17 protein-coding genes are annotated in these 20151 nt (G+C 42.4%); 5 read left to right on the forward strand and 12 right to left on the reverse strand.

Annotated features, from left to right (window positions below):
• The first annotated feature begins 54 nt into the window (after positions 1-54).
• The 3 genes from QWZ01_RS02215 (at position 55) to QWZ01_RS02225 (ending at position 7566) form a co-directional block, all read left to right on the forward strand.
• Complete coding sequence (locus tag QWZ01_RS02215) at positions 55-3594, forward strand: DUF8693 domain-containing protein (RefSeq protein ID WP_290321585.1); 3540 nt, start codon at positions 55-57, stop codon at positions 3592-3594.
• Positions 3595-3752: 158 nt separating this feature from the next.
• Complete coding sequence (locus QWZ01_RS02220) at positions 3753-7331, forward strand: DUF8693 domain-containing protein (RefSeq protein WP_290321586.1); 3579 nt, start codon at positions 3753-3755, stop codon at positions 7329-7331.
• Positions 7332-7335: 4 nt separating this feature from the next.
• Positions 7336-7566: a hypothetical protein gene (locus QWZ01_RS02225; RefSeq protein WP_290321587.1), complete on the forward strand. Its 231-nt coding sequence runs from the start codon at positions 7336-7338 to the stop codon at positions 7564-7566.
• Between the two features lie 77 nt (positions 7567-7643).
• On the opposite strand, the gene QWZ01_RS02230 is transcribed toward QWZ01_RS02225, so the two are convergent.
• The 6 genes from QWZ01_RS02230 to QWZ01_RS02255 all read right to left on the reverse strand — a co-directional run bounded on the left by QWZ01_RS02230 (position 7644) and on the right by QWZ01_RS02255 (position 11178).
• Positions 7644-8306: a DUF4136 domain-containing protein gene (locus tag QWZ01_RS02230; RefSeq protein ID WP_290321589.1), complete on the reverse strand. Its 663-nt coding sequence runs from the start codon at positions 8304-8306 to the stop codon at positions 7644-7646.
• A gap of 67 nt (positions 8307-8373) precedes the next feature.
• A complete protein-coding gene (locus QWZ01_RS02235) occupies positions 8374-8952 on the reverse strand; it encodes a Maf family nucleotide pyrophosphatase (RefSeq protein ID WP_290321590.1) in 579 nt (192 codons plus the stop codon).
• 142 nt (positions 8953-9094) lie between these two features.
• Positions 9095-9616: a KdsC family phosphatase gene (locus QWZ01_RS02240; protein WP_290321591.1), complete on the reverse strand. Its 522-nt coding sequence runs from the start codon at positions 9614-9616 to the stop codon at positions 9095-9097.
• Positions 9617-9704: 88 nt separating this feature from the next.
• Complete coding sequence (gene iscX / locus QWZ01_RS02245; RefSeq protein ID WP_290321592.1) at positions 9705-9947, reverse strand: Fe-S cluster assembly protein IscX; 243 nt, start codon at positions 9945-9947, stop codon at positions 9705-9707.
• 96 nt (positions 9948-10043) lie between these two features.
• Complete coding sequence (locus QWZ01_RS02250; protein ID WP_290321593.1) at positions 10044-10376, reverse strand: 2Fe-2S iron-sulfur cluster-binding protein; 333 nt, start codon at positions 10374-10376, stop codon at positions 10044-10046.
• A gap of 19 nt (positions 10377-10395) precedes the next feature.
• On the reverse strand, positions 10396-11178 hold the full coding sequence (locus tag QWZ01_RS02255; RefSeq protein ID WP_290321594.1) for a Rossmann-like and DUF2520 domain-containing protein: 783 nt from the start codon (positions 11176-11178) through the stop codon (positions 10396-10398).
• Between the two features lie 82 nt (positions 11179-11260).
• Here QWZ01_RS02255 and QWZ01_RS02260 point away from each other — a divergent pair, with 82 nt between their 5' ends.
• Positions 11261-12181, forward strand: a complete 921-nt coding sequence (locus tag QWZ01_RS02260; protein WP_290321595.1) for an alpha/beta fold hydrolase — start codon at positions 11261-11263, stop codon at positions 12179-12181.
• Positions 12182-12438: 257 nt separating this feature from the next.
• On the opposite strand, the gene ccsA (QWZ01_RS02265) is transcribed toward QWZ01_RS02260, so the two are convergent.
• Entirely contained in the window at positions 12439-14901 is a 2463-nt protein-coding gene (gene ccsA, locus QWZ01_RS02265; RefSeq protein WP_290321596.1) for a cytochrome c biogenesis protein CcsA, read from the reverse strand.
• Between the two features lie 9 nt (positions 14902-14910).
• The gene (locus QWZ01_RS02270; RefSeq protein WP_290321597.1) at positions 14911-15321 is read right to left on the reverse strand and encodes a cytochrome c maturation protein CcmE domain-containing protein; all 411 of its coding nucleotides are present in this window, start codon (positions 15319-15321) and stop codon (positions 14911-14913) included.
• A gap of 277 nt (positions 15322-15598) precedes the next feature.
• On the opposite strand from QWZ01_RS02270, the gene QWZ01_RS02275 reads away from it, so the two are divergent.
• Positions 15599-15778 (forward strand): hypothetical protein, encoded by a 180-nt coding sequence (locus QWZ01_RS02275; protein WP_290321598.1) that lies wholly within the window; start codon positions 15599-15601, stop codon positions 15776-15778.
• A 419-nt stretch (positions 15779-16197) separates the two neighbouring features.
• On the opposite strand, the gene QWZ01_RS02280 is transcribed toward QWZ01_RS02275, so the two are convergent.
• The 4 genes from QWZ01_RS02280 to QWZ01_RS02295 form a co-directional block, all read right to left on the reverse strand.
• Entirely contained in the window at positions 16198-17634 is a 1437-nt protein-coding gene (locus QWZ01_RS02280) for a Glu/Leu/Phe/Val family dehydrogenase (protein WP_290321599.1), read from the reverse strand.
• 157 nt (positions 17635-17791) lie between these two features.
• Complete coding sequence (locus QWZ01_RS02285; RefSeq protein WP_290321600.1) at positions 17792-18001, reverse strand: CcmD family protein; 210 nt, start codon at positions 17999-18001, stop codon at positions 17792-17794.
• Positions 18001-18681 carry a cytochrome c biogenesis protein CcsA gene (gene ccsA / locus QWZ01_RS02290; RefSeq protein ID WP_494337319.1) on the reverse strand — a complete coding sequence of 227 codons (681 nt, stop codon included), beginning with the start codon at positions 18679-18681 and terminating at the stop codon, positions 18001-18003. The genes QWZ01_RS02285 and ccsA (QWZ01_RS02290) overlap by 1 nt, the downstream gene beginning before the upstream one ends.
• 278 nt (positions 18682-18959) lie before the next feature.
• Positions 18960-20150, reverse strand: coding sequence for a carboxypeptidase-like regulatory domain-containing protein (locus QWZ01_RS02295; protein ID WP_290321602.1), 1191 nt, complete (start codon positions 20148-20150; stop codon positions 18960-18962).
• Between the last annotated feature and the right edge of the window lies 1 nt (position 20151).

The raw sequence follows: 20151 nt of genomic DNA on the forward strand, positions 1-20151 counted from the left end.
ATTACTTATTAGTTTAATAGCTAATAGGAATAATCTGGTTTAAACTTGTGTTTTATGAGGCAGTTAGTACGTTTTTTGACCCTATTAGTCATTTTATTTTGTGCGCAATTAAAGCAGCAGGTTAAGGCAGATACTTATGACTGGCTGGGAGCAGTTGACAATGATGTAACTAAGCCGGCAAATTGGGTAAAACTCAATTTAACCAGTTGTACAATTACAGCACCTGGCCCCGGTGATGATGTACGGTTTGGGGTTATTTCACAATATGTTCCTTATATTATAAATATTGGTGTGGTATGCGTGGCCCTACTGCAAACAAGTGTTCCCTATACCTATTCCCCAATCATCACAACCGCACAATCAGTTACATGGAATTCGGTAACTATGGGCCCGCTTAGAGTTAATAACACTATAACAGTTAACGGCGCGCTTACCGTAACTAACGATCTTACTTTGGCAATAAATAACACAACAGGCAGTACTAACCCAAATGGCTTAAATTTTTTAAGAGGTACAGGAAGTATAACCTGTAATAATATCCAAATTGGTGGGGGGACAACTGTAGTTACAACTAATGATTATCTGTTGTCATATGTAAAAACGCTAAAAGTTTTAACCAACGTAAATGTAATTATCAATACATCAGCTAATAACGGCAGTGGGTTCAGACTGGAAGATGGTGACATGTCCGTTTATGGAAAAATCAATATTAGCAATCCCAATAATGTGGCTGTAGTAAGTGGAAGCAAAGCTAATTTTGGATATTTTACAATAAATGGTACTACATCTACCGGAACAACTGTAAAAACAAATCCGAGTTTGTCACTATATGATGCTAATGCCTTGGTATTCCCCACAGCAACGGGCGTTGCCACTATGAATTTTAATGGTAACCGGCAAGGGGCTTTAGCCGGGGGCAGTATTAACATTTATTATAAAGGCATAGGCGCACAAACTATTTATACCACCTCCACCCCAGGCTTTGGATCGGCTAATTTTGGAACAGGAATTATTAATACCACTGTTCCTACCTATGACAACTTATATATACAAAATGGTGGAGTGGCAACTATAGGTGCCTCAACAGGAGGCATATTACTGGTAGATTCATTATTTAGAACCTCGGGGACCACCACTTTCGCTACTAATACAACAACAACCACAATAGGTACAGCAGGTACAATTGCCGGTACATGGCTAAATGATGCGGGCATAACTGTCACCGGAGGAGCCGGAACATTTGATATTAACGGAACTCTTACTAATAATGGCATCATGACAATGGGTACAGGTGCACTTAACATTGCTGTAAATTACACCAACACAGGCACGTTTACAGCCAATCCAACCCCAACCATTACTTTTGATGGTACCACGCAAAGTTTAACCGATGCCACTACCGCTGGAACCAATTTTTACAACGTAACCTTTACCGGAGGCGGTACAAAAACCATGAATACCGGTAGCAAATTCACCGTGGCACCTACTTATACGCTAAATGTGCTTAGCTCGTCAACACTTGCTGTAGGCAGCTCTGCCAGCACAACGGCTTTAACAATGCTTTCAACCGCTGCAGGTGATGCAAGTATAGGCGGCCTTGCTGCAGGAACCATAACGGGAAATATTAACGTTCAACGGTTTATATTGGGCGGTTTAAGGAGGTATATGCTGCTTTCGGCTCCTGTTTCTACAAGTTCGGCGTATACTCTGGCACAATTCATACCCGATACCTGGATGACGGGGCCAGGCGGTGCCACTCCAGGTGCTGGGTTTGATAGTTCGCCATCTACCAATAATAGTCCATCGGTTTTTATGTATGATGAAAATGCTCCTGCAACTGTAAATCCCAATCTGGTGCTTAATAATGAATATAGACCATTTGCCACAACTAACGAAACCGTGCCTTTAGGCAATGGATTCCTGTTTTATTTCAGAGGTAAGAGAGTAGCCGCAGTAAATCCGTTTGTGGCTCCTTTTCCTACTGCTCAGGATGCCACCTTAACCTTCTTTGGAGCGGTATTTAATCCGGGAGCCACAGGAACGCTTACTCCTAAAGTTATTAATTTCCCTGCACCTCCTGCCCCTGCAACCTATACTTCAATGGCTGGTGGCACCAACCTATCTTACGCCAGTACTGATGCCAATAAAAAAGGTTTCAATCTGATAGGCAACCCTTACGCATCAACTATCGATCTTAATAAATTTTACAATGTCAATACTACCAAGTACCAGTATTATTACCAGCTGGTGAGGAACACCGCTACCGGCACTAACAGTTCATCAACACGATTTGCTGTTTTTGATGCCCTTTCTACTTCTGTACCTCCGACTGGAGCCAGCCGGTTTATTTTATCTGGCCAGGGCTTCTTTATCAGAGCAGCATCTGCCAGTAGCTTTACGTTTAATGAAAGCATGAAGGTAACTTACAATTTTTACACTACCGTTACTTCACCTACCTCGCCAAAATCACCCGTATTTAGTATTAAAAAGCCGGGTAGCGTACTGGCAAAGTCGACCTTGAGTAATGGTACTACCCAAGCTGCAGCCAATATTAATGAAACTGCAGCGCAAAGTATCGAAGAAGATACTCCTGCTGCCAATAGCACACCTGTAGCCTCATTACGTCTTGAATTGAGCAGGGATTCTAACGTGCTTAATTCAACCGACATTAATTTCACAAAAAATAAAGACAGTAAATTTAAAATTGAAGAAGATGCTCAGTTCATTCAACCTTCGGGCCAGGGGGATCTCTTTTACTCAATAACCTCCGATTCGGTTAGCTGCTTCGTAAATTATACAAATGATCTGGAGAAAATTAAACGAATAAATTTAGGGGTAAACTTTTCAAACTATGGACTGTACAAAATAACCTCACCCATTAAACAAAACATAGATGAGCGCTATACCATTTTTTTAAAAGACAAGTTTACAGGCGACTCACTTGATGTTGTACATAATTCAACCTATAGTTTTAATGTTACTACAACCCCAGCAAGCTATGCACATGATCGTTTTTACCTTAACATCGGTATAGCCCCCGGGCACGAGTATAAACTACGCAGCTTTACCGGCTCAAAAGTTACCACCGGCTTGCAACTTAACTGGCTTACGGATAATGAAAGTACATTTACTAAATTCATCATACAAAAAAGCATTAACAACGGCACATCGTTCACAGCTATTGATAGTGTGCAATCAAGTGCAAAGGGTGAATATACTTTTATCGACCATACCCCAGGCAATGGCGATGTAACTTACCGCCTGGCGCAGGTTCTGGTTAATGGCACTACGCAGCTTTCCAAAAGCCTGGCGTTCAATTTTGATGGCAGTAATAACAGTAACGCGGCAAATTTCATGGTTTACCCTACCAATGCCTACCGGGAAATAAATATTAACCTGGGTAAAACCTATAACAATAACGTGAAGGTAAATATTGTTAGCTCTAACGGCAGCATGGTGAAAACACTAACATCAAACGGCACTAATTTACTTGAGCAAAATGTGAGCGGCTTGTTAAAAGGACTTTACGTAGTTGAAGCTATCGATGTTATTACCGGTAAACGTATAGGAAGCGCCAAGTTTTACAAACAGTAAATTTCGTCACCTTATCAATTAACTATAAACGGGCCTTATCGGGTAAAACCTGATAGGGCTTTTTTATGTGCCGCTTTAATTTGTTCATTTTGTTCACTTTAAATGCATCTTTCTATTTTGTTAACCCGTATAAAAATATTAGTTAAAACAATAATATTTTGCGTACACATATATTAAGGAGCCTGCTAATCATAATTGGTATAGGGTTATTGCATCATACTGCCTTTGCCACCATCACTTTTGACTGGAATGGAACCGGTAATACAGATTGGGCAAACAAAAACAATTGGACTATTACTGCAAATAATGGTGAAAGTCTTACCGGTGTAAATTATCCGGGTGAAAGTGCAGCCCGGACAACTGATATTGTTCAATTCGGCGTAGTAACGGGCACTTACCTTAATCAACCTGCCTTATCGGTTAATGCTACTGTTGCTTCGGTAACTTTTGGCAGGTTTCAATATGTTCCAGCCTATGTATTAACCGGAACAACATTAACCGGAACAATTGTAACTGTTAATACCGGCGCAACATTAAAAATATTGGGTGATATAGTTCAAAACGTGAACACCAATGCCAGCGGTAGTATATTTAATGATATGAGAGGTGCGGGTAGTATCACCTGCACTAACATACAAATAGGAAGTACGGCAAGCACATCAACTACCAGTTTTTCCTTCCTGATCTCTGAAGTAGCCAACCTTACAGTTAGCAATAATGTTAACATCAATGTAAATACTAATGTAATCAGGGGCAGTGGTTTCAGGTTAGAGAACGGTATCATGACCATAGGTAATCAGATAACATTTACCAATAGAATAAATACTACAGCTGCCAATGCCGCTTATTTTACTATAAACGCCATTACATCATATAAACCATCAAATACTGTAACCAACCCAACAATAATTTTAAATACTTCACCGGCCATAGGAAATATACCCGTGCCCGTAACGTCATGTAATTTTTATGGTGATCACGGCGGCAAGGCAACTACCATTTACAAGGGAGTAAATCCGCTGATTTACACAACCTCAGTACAAGGTTTTGGCCCGGGAGGTGGTGTTATCAATTCAGCCGCCGCAACAGCTCCAATTTATGATAACCTGGTAATACAAGGAACAGGCACAGCTGTTGTCGGTGGTACAACCGCAGGCAACCCAAGCTATTTAAATATAGATTCTACTTTAATTACAAATTCAAACGTATCTTTTTCAAACGCTACTAACACTGCCACAACAATTGGTATAGCAGGCTCCACAGCTGCCACCTGGACAAACAACTCCCCTGCAGTTATTACCGGAGGATCCGGAACTGTTGATATTAACGGAACGCTCAGCAATGCAGGCACCATGAATATGGGTACCGGTGCATTAACTATATCAAAAGACTATACCAATACAGGCACCTTTACCCCCAATTCTGCAGCCCTCATCACTTTTGATGGAGCAACGGCACAAACCCTTACCGATGCAACCAACACAGGTACCAACTTTTATAATGTAACATTCTCAAATGGCTCGTCAACAGCGGTAAAAACCATGAAGGCGGGAAGTAAATTTACGGTTGCCCCTCGTTATACTTTAACAGTAAATAGCTCGGGTGTGCTTACTGTTGGTAATCAGGCTTCGGCACCAACAACGGCGTTAACCTTATTGTCAACATCTGTAGGCGATGCCAGTATTGCCGACATGACCAATGGTACCATTAACGGCAGCATTAATATAAACCGTTATGTATCTGGAAATTTAAGGCGATATATGTTATTATCATCGCCGGTTACCAATACTACCTTTGGCGCAACTGCGGTTAAGGCTTATAATTTAAAACCACTTATAGCTACCACTTTTATAACAGGTCCGGGAGGTAGCAGCGGGGGCGGATTTGACGATGCTCCGCAAACTGGTAACAGCCCCTCAGTTTTTATTTACGACGAAAACTCACCAGTTACCGCAAACGTAAACCTTGTATTAAATAACGAATACAAACCATTTGCCGCAACATCTGACGCAGTACCTATGGCTAACGGACTTTTATACTATTTTAGAGGGAGCCGAAACATAATTAACCCGTTCGTAACACCGTTTCCTGCTTCTGATAACACAGTACTTAATTTTTTTGGCTCTGTATTTAAAGGCACGGGTACGAATGGTGCCTTTACACCTAACATAATCAATTTTCCCTCTGCTGCACCATCTACTTACGACGACTCGGGAACTGGCATGACAGCGCCTGCAACATTATCATTTAACACGGGTACCCCATCTGTTAAACGAGGTTTAAATCTCATTGGTAATCCATATGCTTCAGTGCTTGACCTTTCCTTGTTTTACGCGGCTAACAAAGGTGGTACAGCATCCACTAATTATAAATTTTACTACCAGTTGGTAAAGGATACTAAAACCGGGGCCAACAGTTCTTCAACCAAATTTGTGGTTTATGATGCAAGTTCGGCTGCTACCCCACCGGCAGGCGCCAGCCGTTATATTCTATCCGGCCAAGGCTTTTTTGTACTTGCACCTGCCGCAAACTCGGCAATTACATTCAACGAAACCATGAAAGCACCGTATGCATCATATCTGGCAACATTGAGTGGAGGCTCTGCCAACACAAACCCGGTATTTAATGTTATCAAACCAGGATCACAGTCTGTTGTAGCAAAATCAAAGCTCAAAACATCGGTTAGCGCAGTCACTAACGCTTCAATCGAAACAACAGCTGCTGCTGCCACCACTAATGCTACTGAAAGCACCGCCGAAACAACTCCAAGGCTCAGGCTTGAATTAATGAACGATACCATTGTACATAACACTACCGATATAGCTTTCACCAACAACTCCAATAGCAAATTTATTAATGGCGAAGATGCTCCCTACTATCAACCCTCGGGCCAGGGCGATCTGCTATATACCCTATCTGCTGATTCTGTAGGCTGCTTTGCCAATTACACAACCAGTCTTGAAAAAATAAAACGAATTAACCTGATTGTTACCTTTTCAAACTACGGTTTGTACAAAATAACATCGCCGTTTAAACAGAATATTGACGACAGGTACACCATATTTTTAAAAGATAAATACACTAACGATTCTTTAGACGTGGTACATAATTCCATGTACACTTTCAATGTTGATAATAACAAAGCCAGCTACGCTCATGACCGCTTCTATTTGAGTATTGGGATAGCTCCGGGGCATGATTATAAATTACTTGGCTTTTCGGGCTCAAAACAAGCCGCGGGAGTCAAATTAAACTGGCTAACCGATAATGAAAGTAACTTTACCACATTTTTTATAGAAAAAAGCAGTAACAATGGTGAAACATTTACAGTTATTGACAGCCTGCAATCAACAGGAGTTGGTACCTATAGCTATACTGATGTTGATCAAAGTTCGGGACAGGTAATTTATCGTTTAAAGCAAAAATTAGTTACAAACATTATTAGTTTATCACAAAATTTAATTTTTAATTATCTAACTACAAGCACCTTAAGGTTTGTTGTGTACCCAAGCACTACATCACAAAATATTAATATTAACTTTGGAAAAACCTATAGTAAATCTGTAAAAGTGAATATTGTGAGCTCATCGGGCGGTTTGGTAAGAACCGTTACCGCCAGCAATACCGATTCGATACAGCAAAATGTAGGTAACCTGCTTCATGGTCTTTACGTAATAGAAGCTGTTGATGAATCAACAGGGAAAAAGATTGGAAGCGGAAAATTTTTCAAAGAATAATAATATGAATACAATATCCCGTGTAAAAAACAGCTGTAAATTTTTACTGGTTTTATTCATTTACTTACTAAGCACTATAACTTGCTTCGCCGACCCGGGTGACGGTCTTTGCGATGGTAATGATGGGGGCCCCGATGGTTGCCCGCTTGATACCTGGGTTTTTGTTTTGGCTTTGGTAGCCCTTGTATTTACGGTTATTCACCTTCATAAAAAACAAAAATCCCTTCAGGCTTAAAGGCTCCGAAGGGATTTGATATATTTTATTTTCTTGCAGGAAGTTATCAATATACTATAGAAGAAGATATTTTCTTTTTATCCTCTTTTCATCTGAAGCTGGCTCAGCTGATTTATTTGCAGTTGTTTTAACACACCATCAACCACTTTTGGTAGTTCGTCAAGGGTTCTTTTTGGATTGTGCAGTTCGCCGACGCCAAAGCCTCTCCATACCAGTCTGCGGGTATTGCGGTCAATAATATCAATGATGAGTGTACCTTCTTTATACGGAACACGGGCATAACCGCCACCGCCATAAGGATACCCCCAACCGCCCCAGCCGCCGCCCCAACCACCGTAGAAGCCGCCGTAGAACGGACGATAACCGTAGCCCCAACCCCAGCCCCAGCCTCCCCAGCCACCCCAACCGAAGCCGCCATAGTAAGCCGGATAAAACTCAGTTTTAACGCCGCGACCTGTTACTGTTGAATAGCTCACCAGCAGATCGGGATCATTTTCCTGTAAACGTAAGCCTTTGGTTTGTAGTGCCGAGATAGCTGCCTCTTTCACGCGCTCATCGGCAATTTCTTTTTTCACAACGCCGCCGGCCTTGTTACTTGCTTCGGGTGGTAGCCAGGCAAATGTGCGGTAAGAGGAAAGATCGGTTTTGTTTCGGGCTGCTGTGTAATAATTGTAGCTGCTGCAAGCAGACAGGGCTGAAACCAGCAACATTGCCAGCCCTGTATAGATAGCTCTTTTCATGATCAATTAACTCCCTTTATATTTATTATATTAGACTGTATAATAAAGAAAGGTTTAATTTAAATAATTATTTATTCAAATTAACGAGCTGAGCATATAACTTTTCGGTAGGGAGGCCCACTACGTTGGTATAAGAGCCGTTGATACGCTGAATACCTATCAACCCGATGCGTTCCTGGATGCCATATGAACCTGCTTTATCAAGCGGATTATACTCGGCTACATAACTCCTGATCTCCTGATCGCTCAGGTTACGGAAAAACACTTCTGATACATCAAAAAAGTTATTATAGCGATGTTTATGCAGCAGGCAAACACCGGTAATTACCTGGTGCACCTTGCCCGATAGCATCTTCAGCATCTCAACCGCGTGCTCCGGGTTTTCGGGTTTGCCCAGGATAAGGCCATCTATGCAAACAATGGTATCGGCAGTAAGTACTACCACATCGTCGGCTACGGTTTCGTTAAATGCCTCGGCTTTTTTCCGGGCTATGTATACAGCAACTTCTTGCGGAGTTAAGCCTTCGGGGTATGATTCGTCCACATCCTTCAAAACAACCTCAAACTCCATATCCATCAGCCTCAGTAGCTCCTGCCTCCTTGGCGATTTTGATGCCAGAATGATCTTAGGTACGTTGTTATGCATATTTTTTGTGACTTTGAGATTGTGGGACTTTTGGACTTTGGGATTGTTGGACTTAGGGACTATTGGACGATAGACTTTGGGACAAAAGATAGAAGTTTTTTTTGAATTTTAACTTTTGAATTTTGACTTACCCCACCCAAGCTTACCAGCTGTAGGCCTGTTCGCTCATCCATTTATCCTGTACTTTGAGCACTTTTTCTATAATGTCGCGCGCGCAGCCTTTGCCGCCACCGTAAGGCGAAACGTAGGCACTTACCGCTTTTATCTCCTCAACCGCGTCGGCAGGGCAAACGGGAAGGCCTGCAAGTTTCATTACTTCCAGGTCGGGAATATCATCGCCCATGTACAGTACATTGGTAGCTATGATTGATTTTTCTTCCAGGTATATTTTAAAACGCTGCGATTTGGTATGCGTACCCATGTAAACATCCTGTATACCCAGACTGTTTAAACGGTAGATAGCACTTTTTGAGCGGCTGCCAGATATAGCACAAACGTTATAACCACATTTTACGGCAAGCTGCAGGGCATATCCATCCTTAATGTTAAAGGCCCTGCTTTGCTCACCCTTATCGGTCACATAAACAGAGCCATCGGTTAGTACGCCATCCACATCAAAAATAAGTGTGGTGATATCTTTTAATTTATGTAGAAATGATTCCACTGAGCTAATTATTGAATTAGTGAGTTAGTGATTATTGGAATTAGTCAGTTTAATTGCCAACTGACCATTGAAAACTGCTAACCGCCAATTATTGATTATCGCGCCACTCATAAACCCAAGCCGATTGAATCTGCTCCAGGTGTCCTTCGTTTGATTCGGCCTTAGTACCGGCAAAATTAGGCAAGCTCAACACCCACTCCAACAGTTCGGTGAAGCGGATACGGTATATTTTCGATTCGTCAAAATCGTCACCAAACTTTTCATAAAGTTCAATAGCAATATCTTCGTAGTCGTTCCAGTGAATCGGTAAGGCAAATTTATTGTCTGTCATGTTAGTATGTTGTACGTAGTAAGTTTTACGTGGTACGTTTTTTATCTTAATTATTGTTTGTCACGCATAACGCAGCACGTTAATCGTAAAACCTTATTAGTGCCCCAGGAATTGTGACTGATCTGGTAGTGTTACCTCAATATCGCCATCAATAATTACACACTGGCAACCAAGGCGTGAATTTATGCGTGGATTTACAGCTCTGTCAATAAAATCTTCTTCTTTATCAGCTATCTCCTGAATGTTGTCCATCCCCTTGTTCACATAAACATGGCAGGTACTGCAACCGCAAACACCACCGCAGTTATGTTGTAGTTCAATACCATTTTCCAGGCACACATCCAATACAGATTCACCTTCGGCTATAGGCAGTTCAATACTTTCGTGCCCTTTTTCCTCAAAATTTATCTTTACTTTAAATATGTTCATTTAGGCAAAAGTAACAAAATTACTTGTCCCCGTGCGGCTCAATATTGTTTTTGATAATACCCTGACTTAATAAAGTATATATCTCCTGTAGTTGCAGCTGATTGTTAAGGAGTTGCAGGTGCGCATCCATGGTAACACGGTCATTACGCACTGCGGGGCCTGTTTGTACCTTATCGGGGAGCTGTTCCTGTACTTTCTGCGCCGTTTCCATAATAAGCGGTTTCAGCATATCGAAACCCATATTGTGTTCTGCCAGTAATTGCTGGGCTATGCCATATAAATAATTAGGGAAGTTACAGACAAAAACCGCCGCAAGGTGCAGTATTTTACGGTCGGCCGAGCTTACCACGTAAACATTATTGCTGATGGTTGCTGCAAGTTCCTTTAGTTGAGCCGTGATGGTGCTGTCGGCACCCTCCACGCATAATGGAACGGTAAAAAAATCAACTTCTTTGCTTTTGCTGAAGGTTTGCAACGGGTATAAAACTCCGGCATCATCTGTAAAGGCGCGTATGGTATTCAAACTGGTGGCACCCGAAGTATGCACTATAAGTTTCTGATGACGGGTTAATACCTCAACCACGCCTGCAATGGCATCGTCCTTAACAGAGATAATAAATATATCCGTATCGGGTAAAATGGCTTCCAAATCGTCGGTGGCCTCGGCCCCAACATGATAGGCCAGCATAGCAGCATGTTGAATTTGCCTGCTGTAAACCTGCACAATGCGGTGCCCTGCATTTTTAAGCGCGGCCGCCATATGGGTGGCCACATTTCCTGATCCTATAATAGTTATCCGCATATATTTTTCAGTTTTAAGGGTAGATACCAACAAGTATGGCCTAAATATTTATGTATTTTAGTGAGCATCATCATATTACCCCATGAAAATACTAAAAGTAAGCCTCATCATTATTCTATTCCTGACGGGTGTCACGGCCCTGATCATGTTTAGCTTTTATAAGTACAATGATAAAGAGAAAAAAATCTTAACCGCCGCCGATCGTAAAAATATTGGCGGCGATTTTATTAAATTAAGCAGAGGCATTACCCATTACCAGCTTGAAGGACCTGCCAATGGACAAGTTGTAGTCTTGGTTCATGGCTTTAGCGTTCCATATTATATGTGGGATGGCACCTATGAATACCTGGTTAAAAACGGTTTCAGGGTGCTGCGTTATGACACTTATGGCCGAGGGTACTCTGACAGGCCAGATGCAGTTTATAATCAGGAATTTTATAACACCCAGCTGCTGGATTTGATAAATGCCTTAAAGCTTCAGGGACCGGTTAACTTAGCCGGTATTTCCTTTGGCGGCAAACTGATCACCAATTTTACCTGCCAGCATCCCAACCTGGTGAACAAAGTTATTTTGATTGACCCTGTGTATCAAATTTCAAAGCCCACCGCTCCAAAGTTTTTTACCCTGTACAATGAAGCCGTAAACTCCGACGAGCGCGCTACAAATCAACTTAACGATTTTCTTAACCCTAAAAACCATCCGGACTGGGTAAAAAAATATTTACCACAAATGAGCTACAAAGGCTTCCGGAATGCGCTGATATCAACCCAATATGATTATAAGCCCGACGGCCGCCAAAGTAATATATGCCTCAACAGCGCCAATAAAAAGATACTGCTCATTTGGGGCGAACAGGATAAAACCTTACCATTGCGCCTCAGCGACTCTATCCGAAGCGTACTAAAGGTTGATTTCTTCCCGGTAGCCGGCGCGGCCCACCTCCCATCCATCGAAAAACCAGACACCGTGAACAGTAAGATTTTATCGTTTTTGAAGGGATAAGAAATATAGACTATCCACATTATTATAATTTGTCATTGCGAGGGAGGAACGACGAAGCAATCGCGGACTATGCAAATCACCCTCGTTAAGTACGCGATTGCCACGCTGCGCTCGCAATGACATGGAGTTATGCTTTTATCATTATTGTAAGGAAGAACGAAAAAGCGATCTCCGATTTACAGAGAAACTCTGTAAATCGGAGATCGCTTTGTTTCTTGCAATGACACGTGGAAAAAATGCGAAATAACCAAAAAACCTTACGCCACCTTCACTTCCTTTTTCCGGCGCCTGATTGAGAGGAAGAAACCGATAACCATGATGATGGTTCCTGACCAAAAGAAGTTGATATACGGGAACTGGATAGCCTTCATTACAATAAATTTCTTTTTGCTTTCGGGCTGTTGATAAACCATGATCTCCACTTTCTTATTTTCAGGTATCACTTTGCTGAAACGCAGCTTTAAGCCTGCATCTTCAACCTTGCGGGCAAAGTCAAACACGTTGCCGTTCTTGATCATGTAAACCGGGGTAGCTTCGTAAGTTTTGCCGTGCGTTACAACCTCAAGTTTAGCGCCGATGGCAACGTCGCTGTCTGAAAGTGGAATATTCTGCACCTTGGCTTCTTTGTTAAGGCTTTTCAGCAAAATATAACCATCGCGGTATTTGATGGTATCGCCGGGGGCAACCTCATGGCTTACCGGCGCATCATAGCTCTTGTCATCATTAGCTTCATCATGAGCCGCTGCACCGCCATCAGGGCCACCTAAAGCGGCTGGCACCGGATAAAACATGGTGATGTGCGTATACATATCATGCAACAGATAGTGCTTCGTATCGGGCGAAGCCGACATCTGTCCGCGGTTTATAAGCGCCTTTGGTTTCAGCACAAACTCGTTCTCTACCTTACCCGCGGCATTAACCTTTTTGTAATCTACCTTAAAATAAATATTCGGGGTCGAGATAGAATCGCCGGTGTAGGTTACCAGGTAGTCGCCCATTTTTACAGATTGGTTCTGATACACCAGGATATTTTCGCGTGGATTTTGCTCCTTGGCAAACTCAGGTGAAAAACCTTCGCCAGTGTTATTGATCGAGATAATGTTGCTGGTACCCGCCGCAATTAATGCGCCCACCATCAGCAAACCAAAACCGATATGCGCCACTGCCGAGCCAGCCAGTTTCACCTGACCCTTAAACGCCTCGGAAAGTATTTTACCATTGGCAATAACCGAGTATACTGAACCCCACATTACCAATACAAACACAAAGTTAAGTTTGTAAACACCTGTAGCATAAACCACCAGCGCGGTAACCAAAGCCGCGAACAGCAGGTAAATACCTGTGGTGATAAAAAAGCGGGTAACATCAGTTTTTTTATATTTTAAAAACTGGGCCACACCCGTAAGCAGGGTTACTATAAAGGCAAACGATGATTGTATTACATTGTAATGTTTAACAATATCAGATGGCGGCGCTATCTTGGTTTTAAACATGGCGTTCCAAACCGGTACTGATGTTACTACCACGAGGTGGAAGCATGACAAGCCTAAAAACACGGCCCCAACAAACATCCAGAACTCGCGCGAGTAAGTTTCTTCATCTTTTTTGGTGATCGGCATTTCCTTCCACCTTGCTACCAATGGCACTACAGAAAGTACCAGGAACAGCAATACGCCAATTACCAGTTGCCAGAACATACCATTGTCGGTAAAGGAGTGTACGGAAGTATCGCCCAGGATACCACTGCGTGACAGGAACGACGAATACCAAACCAGCACAAAGCTGATGAGCACCAAAAAGGTAGCTGTAAAATAAGAGTGACCTGTATTTTTATACACGATCAATACGTGTACCGCGGCTACCATCGTGATCCACGGGAAGATAGAGGCGTTTTCTACCGGGTCCCAGGCCCAGAAACCACCGAAGTTAAGCGACTCATAAGCCCAGAACGAACCCATGATTACGCCTGTACCCAGTATCATACAGCCAAACAAGGCGTATGGAATAGCCGGGCCAACCCACTCTTTATATTTTTTTTGCCAAAGGCCGGCCATCGCGTAAGCAAACGGCACTACCATTGATGCAAAGCCCAAAAACAAGGTTGGCGGGTGAATGATCATCCAGTAGTTTTGCAGGGATGGGTTCATGCCCTGACCATCTTTTATGAAAGATAGGTAGTCGGGGTTTGAGAAGATAGGGCCCTCAAGCGCGTTACGCAGCAATAAGAACGGCGAACTGCCTATCCTGACGCCAAATATCTCCACACCCAAAACCATGGTACCTAAGGCCACCTGCGACAAGGCCACAAAGGTCATTACCGGGCGCTCCCATGATTTTGCTCTCCAGATAAGTATATTTCCTAAAACGGCCTGCCAGAAACTCCACAACAGGAAACCTCCCTCCTGTCCGTTCCAAAAACCCGAAACTATATAGTAAACAGGCAATGAACGCGAGGTATAGGCCCAGGCGTAATGATATTCAAAATAATGATTGTAGATAACATAAAACAGGCACACGCCCATACCCAGAATAGACAGGGAGTTGATATAAAACCCTATTCGGCCAAGGCGCTGCCACGAACTGTCGGCTTTGCCGGCATCTTCAGTGGTTGAAAAGTAATAACTCAGGAATGATAATAGGGCGGCTCCAAATGAAAGTACGATAAAAAACTGGCCGATCTGCCCCGGTAAAAGGTGTTCACCTTTAAAAACTGTATCCATCAAAATGATTTATATGCTGGCTTGTTTGGCCGTAGCTTCTGTAACTTCTAACTTATCCTGCGTGTATTTCGACGGGCATTTCATGAGTATTTTTTTGGCATGAAACTCGTTGCCAACCATGGTACCGGTAAGTACCAGCTGCTCCGAACGTTCAAAATCTTCAGGTTTGGTACCTGTAAAAACAACCTTGCGTTCTTCGCCTTTATTATCTTTCATATAGAAAGAAAAATAGTTGGCATCCTTAGTAGCATCATAAAACAACTCCTTTGATTTGTTTAAATGACCAACAATATGAAGCTCGCTTTTAGTTTTCAGGGCATCATCAAAAGAGCCGTAAGTACTTGAGTTGGAGTAAACACTTATGATAACCGCTATAGCTATCGCTATAACAACAAGACCAAAAATTGCACTTTTTTTCATCTGCGGTTTATATATCTTTAAATCAGAACGCAAAAATACAAAACGTACAGCTAATAAAGTTTATTACAAGACATATGTTTTATTTAGAATTATTCTTGATTGGAAGACTTTTAGACTTGGGGATTGTGGGACTTTGAGACAAAGGACTATTGGATAAAGGACTTTTTACGGGCTGTCATGCTGAGCCCCGTCGAAGTATGATGGATAGGCCTTTACGCACACCCTTCAACAAGCTCAGGGTGACAGGCTGTGTTTTTTATGCTTATATTTATTATCGATGAGCAACCCCAAAATGATCAAACCGGAGTGGATACCGGCAGCTTATAAAGATTCTAATGGTTCCGCAGCTGAAGCATTAGAAAAGCCTGTTACCGGTAAGCCCGCTGCTTTGTTGTACAAAAGCATATTGATATCAAAGGCAACTTTGGGTTTGAAGCGTAAAAAATGGACACACTAATTTACCACAAGCGGGACGCTTGCGGTAGCAGGAGCAAAAAAAGAAATTAAATTTTTGTCATTGCGAGCGATAGCGTGGCAATCGCGAACTGTACAGAGCAAACTTGCATAGTTCGCGATTGCTTCGTTCCTCGCAATGACAATATGGTTTAAAAATGTCTGAACCATGATTAAACAGATTTATTGGATCAAAGGATTTTATTACACTTTCGGGTAATCGTGGCAATCATTTAATCCTAAAATTGTAGTTCAGACAATCTCCCAACATAAAACAAAACGAGGTCGGGTTCATTGAACCCGACCTCGTTTAATAAACTTTTGTCATTGCGAGCGATAGCGTGGCAATCGCGAATTGTATAGAGCGACTTGCTTAGTTCGCGATTGCTTCATTTCTCTCCATGACAGCCTTTTCTTTTCTACTTACGGCCAGATACCCAGATTCTGGTACGATACGGCTATTTTGTTGATAGCGCCTACCATGGCTGCGCTTCGCAGGGTATCTATCTTAGGATTGTTTTTGTAGATCTCCCTGATCTCGTGGTACGAACGTATCATGGTATCTTCCAATCCGGAGTTTACCAGTTCCAGTTCAGATGCTCCTTTAATGATGGTTGAACGCTGCATCGGGGTTAATGATACACCAGTAATTCCCTCAACCATGTTTACCAGGTTAAGATTGGAGTTTTCCTCAAATCTGCGATTCATGCGGCCAAATGCCACGTGACTCAGGTTTTTAAGCCACTCAAAATATGATACCGTTACACCACCTGCGTTGGCATACATATCAGGGATGATGAGGCCGCCGTTGGCGTAAAATATAGCCTCCGCTTCGGGTGAAGTTGGACCGTTTGCACCCTCGGCAATAATTTTAGCCTGAATGTTACGGATATTAAACTCGGTGATCTGGTTTTCCAACGCTGCCGGAACCAGGATATCGCATGGTTGCTCCAAACCTTCCATGGTGTTTTTAAACTCCTGAAGGGCACCGGCATAACCTAATATTGATCCGGTTGCTTTGCGGTGCTGGAAAACAGCTTCTACATCAAGTCCGTCTTCATTATAAATGGCACCTTCAAACTCGCAAAGGCCAACAATAATAGCCCCAAACTCAGCCAAAAACTTAGCCGAATAGTAACCCACGTTACCCAAGCCCTGTACAATAACCTTTTTACCTGCCAAACCTGGCAGCAAGCCCAGTTTCTGCATATCCTCGCCAACGCTAACACACTCGCGGATGGCGATTGCCACACCACGGCCGGTAGCCTCGCGCCTCCCTGCAATACCATGCAAAGCAATTGGCTTACCCGTTACAGCACCCATCGCATCCAGCTGACCTGGGTTCATGGTGGCATAGGTATCAGCGATCCAGCTCATTTCGCGCTCGCCCGATCCATAATCAGGGGCAGGTACGTCAATGCTGGGGCCAATAAAGTTTTTCTTGATGAGTTCAACAGTATAGCGGCGGGTAATGTTTTCCAGCTCACTTACGGTGTAGTTTTTCGGATTTATTTTGATACCGCCTTTGGCGCCGCCAAAAGGTACGTTTACAATGGCACATTTGTAGGTCATTAAAGCGGCGAGGGCCATTACCTCATCCTCATTAACCATTTCGCTGTAGCGGATACCACCCTTGGTTGGCGATTGATGGTGAGAATGTTCCACACGCCAGGCATCTATTACCTCAAATCCATTTCCACGGCGTATAGGGAAGCGGAAACGGTAAACACTGTTACATGATTTGATCTGATCAAGCAAACCGGCATCGTGCTTGGTGAACTGCGCGGCGTAATCAAAATTTTTACACACATCGCCAAAAAAGTGTGTGTCTTGTTCAGCGACTAAAATATTCGTAGCCATAGTTGTTATTGTATGATATTATTAAACTCTTAAAAAAGTACGCAAATTTGATGCTAATTTTATCAATATTGCAAATATTTTATAGTTAGTGTCTTATATACACATCTCAACCACGCCAGGAAATCTATGTTTAAACAACACAGATAAATTTTTTAGACTACTTTTCCTTTTCGATTTTTTTTAATCTGCGGTCGATAGAGAACAAATAAATGGCCAATCCAACAAAAATAATGGCAATGGTTACCACAACAACATATATTTTCCCCGAGCTGCGTAATGCATCGGCCATTTCAACACGTTGAGCCTGCTGCGCAAAAACACTGCAAAAACTCAACATCAACAACAACAGAACTGCTAATTTCTTCATTAATTTATTTCGTTCTTTTTATATTCAATTAAACGGATGCGGTAACGGATAGATGCTACCCACACACCCAAAAAGCTCCAGGCTATAAAAGCCGGATATAGTACAATACGCATATGATTATCCAGATCAAGCTTACCAAATGCCGGGTTACCGCCGTTGCCGGGGTGTAAAGAATCCGTCATCCGCGGTAGCACCATAATCAATACGATCATGATAGGGAAAGCGAAAATATTGTATATAGCCGATATTTTAGCCCGTTTTTGCTCTTCGTCAATAGAGTTTCGTAATACGGCATAGGCACAGTATAGCAAATAAGCAATGGCGGCACTATTTTGCTTAGGGTCGTTACTCCAATAATCGCCCCAGGTGTATTTAGCCCATAGCATACCTGTTATAAGCCCTAATGTAAAAAAAAACAAGCCTGTATTAACGCACTCTACCGCTATCAGATCATATTCTTCCTTACCAGTTTGTAAATATTTTATACTATAATATACCGAAATAGTAAAAACGGTGAACATAGCCATCCACATAGGCACGTGGAAATAAGTATTTCTGATTGTTTCGTGAACTATTGGTAAATGCGGTACATCAAGCAAAATGCCTGCTATGAGTGTGTAAAGAATAACAAGCACTGTTGCTATCTTCCACCATGTTTGATAAATAAATTTCATATCGATTGATGCAGCAAAGGTAGTGAATTACTTTATTTGTTCATTAGCTATTTGGTTCATTAATCCAGCCTGCACATTGGCAATTAAGGCCATAATTTTGACTGACGATGAAATCCTTTCTGAGATCAGAACTTTGGCTAAAAGCCGATGTTAGGCATCCCTGCCCGTCCCATAAATGGGACGGCAATGAATAAAAAGCCTTAGATTTTATTGCAATTAACATTGCCGTTGGCTTTAGCTAAACCGAAAATCTATTCAAAAAGATAAACTATTGCACGATTAAATCAATTGCCCGGCTCGTAATCAACCGGCAGCAGATCGGCCAATTTGGCTTTTGACCAGGTACCCTCATATAGCGGGCTGGGGTTTGATATAACGATGCCGTTCATATCAAACAGGATGTATTTATTATAGAGGGTAATGATGCTGGTTTCAAAGTTACCCATATCCAGCGGACGGTAAACATCTTTAAATTCAGTTGTTTCGGCCTTTTTGGTGTATACCACATATAAAAAATGCGGAAACACCACCGCGTAAATCCCCTGCTCGGGAGTTTTGCGCAATATCTCCATTGATTGATACGGCAGCCTCACCAGGTTTTCGCGGTTCCACTTGGTAAGGTTTGAGAGCTTGTACCAGTACATCAGCGAATCGCGGTTGGGGGTTATATCCCGGTAGCGTTTTATCTTTTGTGCCAGTAAAACTTCGTCTGGCCGTTCATGGTTCAGGAAACGGGTAAAGTCATGCGCCTCAAAGCCCTCTTCCTTCAGTCTGTCTTTATATAGTGAGCGGTAAAAATGCTGTGCCGAACCATAGTAGGCATCCTCGCGTTTTTGTTTCCAGATCTTTTTTTGTTCGGCATTACCGGGTAGCTCTTCAAAAAGCGCTTTCCCTGCATAACTGATGGTATGTTCGATACCATCGCTTACAAAATTCTTGAGTAAAAATTTGGTTCTATAACCCAGCGCTTTGTTCTCTACCACTAAAAACTCATCGCCCGAGGCTTCCAGCTGCTGCTTATTGCGATGATAAATGAGGTTTAAAATATGCGGATTAACCACATGGCAAAGTTTGGAGTTTTCGGTAGTTCCAATAAACTCCCGCCTGAATTGCTCATAGTTCTTTTTCCAGTCGGCGGCACTGCTGATCACCACTTCGCGCAGCATCAATACTTTTTGGGTAAGTTCAATATCAAGCTTTATAGGGGCATTGCCCACCTGAATGGTTTGCGAGTAATCTTCAAAGCCAACGGTAGTTACTACAAGCTCATACTGCCCGGGTTTAACATTGGCAAGGGTAAAGGAACCATCATCGGCAGTTACGGCACCATAGGTAGCATTACTTAAAAATACACTGGCCCTGGGCACCGGGTTCTTGATACCGGCACTCACCACCTTACCGGTAATAGTTGCATTTTGAGCCAGTACAATAAACGGGCATAAAATAAAGGTTATAATTATCCAGTAAGGCCGCATT

The sequence above is a fragment of the Mucilaginibacter aquaedulcis genome (genome assembly GCF_030409325.1).
Taxonomy (GTDB): domain Bacteria; phylum Bacteroidota; class Bacteroidia; order Sphingobacteriales; family Sphingobacteriaceae; genus Mucilaginibacter; species Mucilaginibacter aquaedulcis.